This window comes from Xenorhabdus sp. PB30.3 (genome assembly GCF_963895965.1).
In the GTDB taxonomy this organism is placed as follows: domain Bacteria; phylum Pseudomonadota; class Gammaproteobacteria; order Enterobacterales; family Enterobacteriaceae; genus Xenorhabdus; species Xenorhabdus stockiae.
In genome coordinates this window covers 1-4,679 of the sequence record NZ_CAWQMW010000059.1, presented here as the reverse complement: position 1 = coordinate 4,679, position 4,679 = coordinate 1, and the positions used below count along the sequence as shown (strand labels likewise).

Annotated in this window: 4 protein-coding genes, 5 tRNA genes and 2 rRNA genes; 10 read left to right on the top strand and 1 reads right to left on the bottom strand. The window is 41.4% G+C overall.

Annotation, left to right across the window (positions count from 1 at the left end):
* From rrf (AACX38_RS04845) to birA, 5 genes are all read left to right on the top strand, one after another.
* A 5S ribosomal RNA gene (gene rrf / locus AACX38_RS04845) occupies window positions 1–103 on the top strand; the annotation flags it as partial.
* 50 nt (window positions 104–153) lie between these two features.
* Window positions 154–229: transfer RNA gene (locus tag AACX38_RS04840), tRNA-Thr, on the top strand.
* 34 nt (window positions 230–263) lie between these two features.
* Window positions 264–379 (top strand): 5S ribosomal RNA (rrf, locus tag AACX38_RS04835).
* A 135-nt stretch (window positions 380–514) separates the two neighbouring features.
* The gene (gene murB, locus AACX38_RS04830) at window positions 515–1,555 is read left to right on the top strand and encodes a UDP-N-acetylmuramate dehydrogenase (protein WP_228865816.1); all 1,041 of its coding nucleotides are present in this window, start codon (window positions 515–517) and stop codon (window positions 1,553–1,555) included.
* Window positions 1,552–2,511: a bifunctional biotin--[acetyl-CoA-carboxylase] ligase/biotin operon repressor BirA gene (birA, locus tag AACX38_RS04825; RefSeq protein WP_228865815.1), complete on the top strand. Its 960-nt coding sequence runs from the start codon at window positions 1,552–1,554 to the stop codon at window positions 2,509–2,511. Before murB ends, birA begins: the two co-directional genes overlap by 4 nt.
* Window positions 2,512–2,546: 35 nt before the next feature.
* On the opposite strand, the gene coaA is transcribed toward birA, so the two are convergent.
* Entirely contained in the window at window positions 2,547–3,497 is a 951-nt protein-coding gene (gene coaA, locus AACX38_RS04820) for a type I pantothenate kinase (RefSeq protein WP_228865814.1), read from the bottom strand.
* Between the two features lie 417 nt (window positions 3,498–3,914).
* Between coaA and AACX38_RS04815 the strand changes: the two genes are divergently transcribed.
* The 5 genes from AACX38_RS04815 to AACX38_RS04795 form a co-directional block, all read left to right on the top strand.
* A tRNA-Thr gene (locus AACX38_RS04815) sits at window positions 3,915–3,990 on the top strand.
* A 15-nt stretch (window positions 3,991–4,005) separates the two neighbouring features.
* Window positions 4,006–4,090: transfer RNA gene (locus AACX38_RS04810), tRNA-Tyr, on the top strand.
* 99 nt (window positions 4,091–4,189) lie between these two features.
* Window positions 4,190–4,264: transfer RNA gene (locus AACX38_RS04805), tRNA-Gly, on the top strand.
* A 6-nt stretch (window positions 4,265–4,270) separates the two neighbouring features.
* Window positions 4,271–4,346 (top strand) — tRNA-Thr (locus AACX38_RS04800).
* 111 nt (window positions 4,347–4,457) lie between these two features.
* Window positions 4,458–4,679: GTP-binding protein (locus AACX38_RS04795; RefSeq protein ID WP_228865160.1), on the top strand; the 222-nt coding region annotated here is incomplete at its 3' end.

Sequence of the window (4,679 nt, the reverse complement as noted above, 5' to 3'; positions counted from 1 at the left end):
GCGCGGTGGTCCCACCTGACCCCATGCCGAACTCAGCAGTGAAACGCCGTAGCGCCGATGGTAGTGTGGGGTCTCCCCATGTGAGAGTAGGGAACTGCCAGACATCAATTTATCAGTGTTGCCAAGATGGCAACACTTTTTATTTCAGCATTTGCTGATATGGCTCAGTTGGTAGAGCACACCCTTGGTAAGGGTGAGGTCCCCAGTTCGAATCTGGGTATCAGCACCATGAATAATATGTTCGGCAAATAAAACAGAATTTGCTTGGCGGCAATAGCGCGGTGGTCCCACCTGACCCCATGCCGAACTCAGTAGTGAAACACCGTAGCGCCGATGGTAGTGTGGGGTCTCCCCATGTGAGAGTAGGGAACTGCCAAGCTTTATATACAGTCAAAAAGCCACTCATTTGAGTGGCTTTTTGCATTTCTATCCTCATGATAGGTATTTACTGACTTATCTTTCAAATGCAGAGTCTGCTAGACTACAGTCAAATTACTTATTGAGCCTGAATTGAATGCCTGTCTGTAAATCAACCCAACTCAAAACATTTAACACATTTGGTATATCTGCAAATGCCGATCGTATTAGCGTAGCTGCCTCTGTTGAATCACTTCTAGCTTTGTGGCAAGAGGCTGTAGAAAATAATCAGCCTATCCTATTACTGGGTGGAGGGAGCAATGTTCTCTTCACTGAAGATTTCAAAGGCACTGTGATATTGAATCGCATTACTGGTGTTGATATACAGGAATCGGATACCGCATGGAATATTCATGTTGGTGCGGGTGAAAATTGGCATGAGCTGATTCTTCATTTAATTAAACGTAAGATCTATGGTTTGGAGAATTTAGCTCTTATTCCCGGAAATGTGGGTTCTGCACCTATCCAAAATATCGGGGCTTACGGAATTGAGTTCAAACAGGTCTGTGAATACGTTGATTTAATTGAGTTGAAAACAGGAAAGCAGATCCGCCTGATGGAAAATGAATGTGGATTTGCTTACAGAGATAGTGTTTTCAAACATGAATATAGTAATGGTTATGCAATTACAGCGGTTGGTTTAAGGCTGAATAAAGTATGGAAACCAATACTAACTTATGGTGGTTTAACAAAATTCTCGCATAATGATGTAACACCAGAGCAAATTTTTCATACAGTGTGTGAAATACGTCAGAGTAAATTACCAAATCCTGCGATCACAGGAAATGCAGGAAGCTTCTTCAAAAATCCAATTATATCAGCAGAATTGGCAGAGAAAATTAAATCTGATTACCCTGATTGTCCCCAGTATCATCATAATGAACATAGTGTAAAAATAGCGGCGGGCTGGTTGATAGATAAGTGTCACCTAAAAGGGTATCACATTGGTCATGCGGCAGTTCACCAGAAACAAGCATTAGTATTAATCAATCAAGGCAATGCGACAGGACGTGATGTTATTGCTTTGGCTGCCTATGTTCGCAAGCAAGTAGCTGAAAAATTCAATATTTATTTAGAACCGGAAGTCCGTTTCATTGGTAATGTAGGTGAAATAGATGCGGTGGAATGTATTTCATGAAAGACGTTAGTACTCCATTAAAGTTAATTAAAATTTTATCAGATGGTGAAATTCATTCAGGACAGCAATTGGGCCAGAAGCTAGGGATGAGTCGGGCAGGAATAAATAAACATATTCAGGTTATTCGTGAATGGGGTGTGGAAATACTGACGATCCCAGGTAAGGGTTATCGGTTTCCTGTACCAATGAATCTCCTTAGTAAAGATATAATTGAAAACTATCTGCCTGAAAATCGAATTGAAGTTATTCCAGTTATTGATTCTACTAATCAATATTTGTTAGATAAATTAACAGAACTTACTTCAGGTGATACCTGCGTTGCAGAATATCAATATGCAGGAAGAGGTCGCCGTGGAAGGCAATGGGTTTCTGCTTTCGGCCGTAATTTATATTTATCTATGTTCTGGCGATTAGAGCAAGGACCTGCTGCAGCGATTGGATTGAGTCTGGTTGTGGGTATCGTAATCGCAGAAGTTCTGAATCGTCAGGGAGCTGAAAAGGTAAAAGTTAAATGGCCTAATGATCTATATTTGGATGACAAAAAGCTAGCAGGTATATTAGTTGAGCTAATGGGAAGGACTGGAGATGCGGCTCAGATTGTCATTGGTATTGGCATGAACATCTCGATGAGTAGCGAGCAGCAAAAGATAATAAATCAACAGTGGACTAATTTACAGCAGGCCGGAGTGACTGTTGAAAGAAATAAACTCGTTACTGAGATTGTTACTGAACTGAAGAAGGCGTTAGTTCAGTTTGAAAATGAAGGATTGCAATCTTTTGTTCCCAGATGGTTTAAATTAGATAATTTTATGAATCGTCCTGTGAAATTAATAATTGGTGAACAAGAAATTTATGGCATAGCTCGTGGCATTGATCAACAAGGAGCTTTGTTGCTTGATATCGATGGGATAGTCACACCTTATATTGGTGGTGAAATTTCCCTGAGAGGCTGTTAATGAGAAGGCCGGAAATATTTTCCGGCTTTTTGGCATTATTTTCTTAACCTGACGTTTTCAATCGCATGGTTCTTGCCTTTAGTCAGAATTAAGCTGGCACGCTCTCTGGTAGGCAGGATATTTTGTTGTAGATTTAGTCCATTAATTTCTCGCCAAATATCAGATGCTACCTTTATTGCTTCTTCCGTTGTTAACTTAGAGTAATTGTGGAAATAGGACTCAGGATCAGAAAAAGCGCCTTGCCGGAATTTAAGAAAACGGCTGACGTACCATTGTTCAAGTAATTGTTCTGACGCATCAACATAAATAGAAAAATCAACAAAGTCAGAAACAAAAACATGATGTGGTTCATGGGGATAATCCATACCACTTTGCAGCACATTTAAACCTTCCAGTATCAGGATATCTGGCCGTTCGATGATCAGCTGTTCATCAGGCACAATATCATAGCTGAGATGAGAATATACTGGAGCGGCAACCTTTTCGGCTCCTGATTTTATATCGGAGACGAATTTCACCAGACTGCGCATATCGTAGGATTCAGGGAACCCTTTCTTTTTCATTAGGCCGCGTTCATTCAGGATATTGTTAGAATGTAAGAAGCCATCAGTTGTTACCAGCTTTACACGACGATGTTCGGGCCAGCGGCTGAGTAATGCTTGCAATAAACGTGCTGTTGTACTTTTGCCAACGGCAACGCTGCCTGCAATACCAATGACATAAGGTATCTTTTGCCCACCGGTTCCTAAAAATTGCTCAAGAACAGCCTGTCGCCGAAGGTTGGAGCTAATATAAAAATTAAGTAGACGTGATAATGGTAGGTAGATCTCAACCACTTCGTCTATTGAGATATCTTCATTAATTCCTTTTAAGGCAGAAAACTCTTCTGCTGTTAATGTTAGAGGCACCGAGTCACGCAGGGTTGCCCAATGTTCACGATCAAATTGTAAATATGGAGTAGTTAAAAAAGGTTCTTTCTCATTCATAAGCCAACATCTGCCTGTCTATGCAGGTTGGACGGGTACTCTTGCACACCCGTATCCGACAAAAAATAAATCTCATCATATCGGCTGAACTATCATAGGCGTAGAATTTTTTATCATTTTAGTAATTTTTTTGATGGAAAATACAAAATTGCGAAAAAATAAGGGGTCTTGGAGCCACTTTTAATTTAAAAAATAAAAAAAATCGGCATCGGTATGGCTACTCACTCCTGAAAAATAGACTGCTTACCCTGCGTCTTGATACTTTAATCATATGGTCATTGGCTGTTATTTGCGCTTTATCTAATTAAAAAATCATCAAAAAAGCCTTGTTTGAATGGAATGTGAGCAAAAGAATAAAAAAAATAAATTTTTTGTTGCATCAGAGACGAATACTACCTAGAATGCGCAGCACTTGATGCCGGCATAGCTCAGTTGGTAGAGCAACTGACTTGTAATCAGTAGGTCCCGAGTTCGACTCTTGGTGCCGGCACCATTAAAAATTTGGAAAGGTGGGGTTCCCGAGCGGCCAAAGGGAGCAGACTGTAAATCTGCCGTCACAGACTTCGAAGGTTCGAATCCTTCCCCCACCACCATGAACCAGTTTTCATCTTGAGTGTTCTGCTCGAGTTAATACTCCAGACAAAATACTTGAGATACAATACAGCTGATTAAAGTCAGGTAGCCGAGTTCACGCGGGCATCGTATAATGGCTATTACCTCAGCCTTCCAAGCTGATGATGCGGGTTCGATTCCCGCTGCCCGCTCCAAGATGTGCTGATATAGCTCAGTTGGTAGAGCACACCCTTGGTAAGGGTGAGGTCGGCAGTTCGAATCTGCCTATCAGCACCACTTCCCTAGTTCTTGTCTCCTGATTTTCTTCCTGTTGATATCTAAAAACAAGCAAAATTGCTTGGTTGATGTGGTGAAACCACCGATTCCGTGTCTTAGAGGGACAACCTAATGTCTAAAGAAAAGTTTGAGCGTTCAAAACCGCACGTTAACGTTGGTACTATCGGCCACGTTGACCACGGTAAAACTACCCTGACTGCTGCAATCACCACCGTTCTGGCGAAAACCTACGGCGGTAACGCACGTGCATTCGATCAGATCGATAACGCACCAGAAGAAAAAGCACGTGGTATCACCATCTCTACTTCTCACGTAGAGTACGATACCCCAACT

Excerpts from the sequence above, each read along its gene's own strand:
- murB (WP_228865816.1), top strand. The coding sequence starts at position 515 with ATGCCTGTCTGTAAATCAACCCAACTCAAAACATTTAACACATTTGGT.
- coaA (WP_228865814.1), bottom strand. The coding sequence starts at position 3,497 with ATGAATGAGAAAGAACCTTTTTTAACTACTCCATATTTACAATTTGAT.
- birA (WP_228865815.1), top strand. The coding sequence starts at position 1,552 with ATGAAAGACGTTAGTACTCCATTAAAGTTAATTAAAATTTTATCAGAT.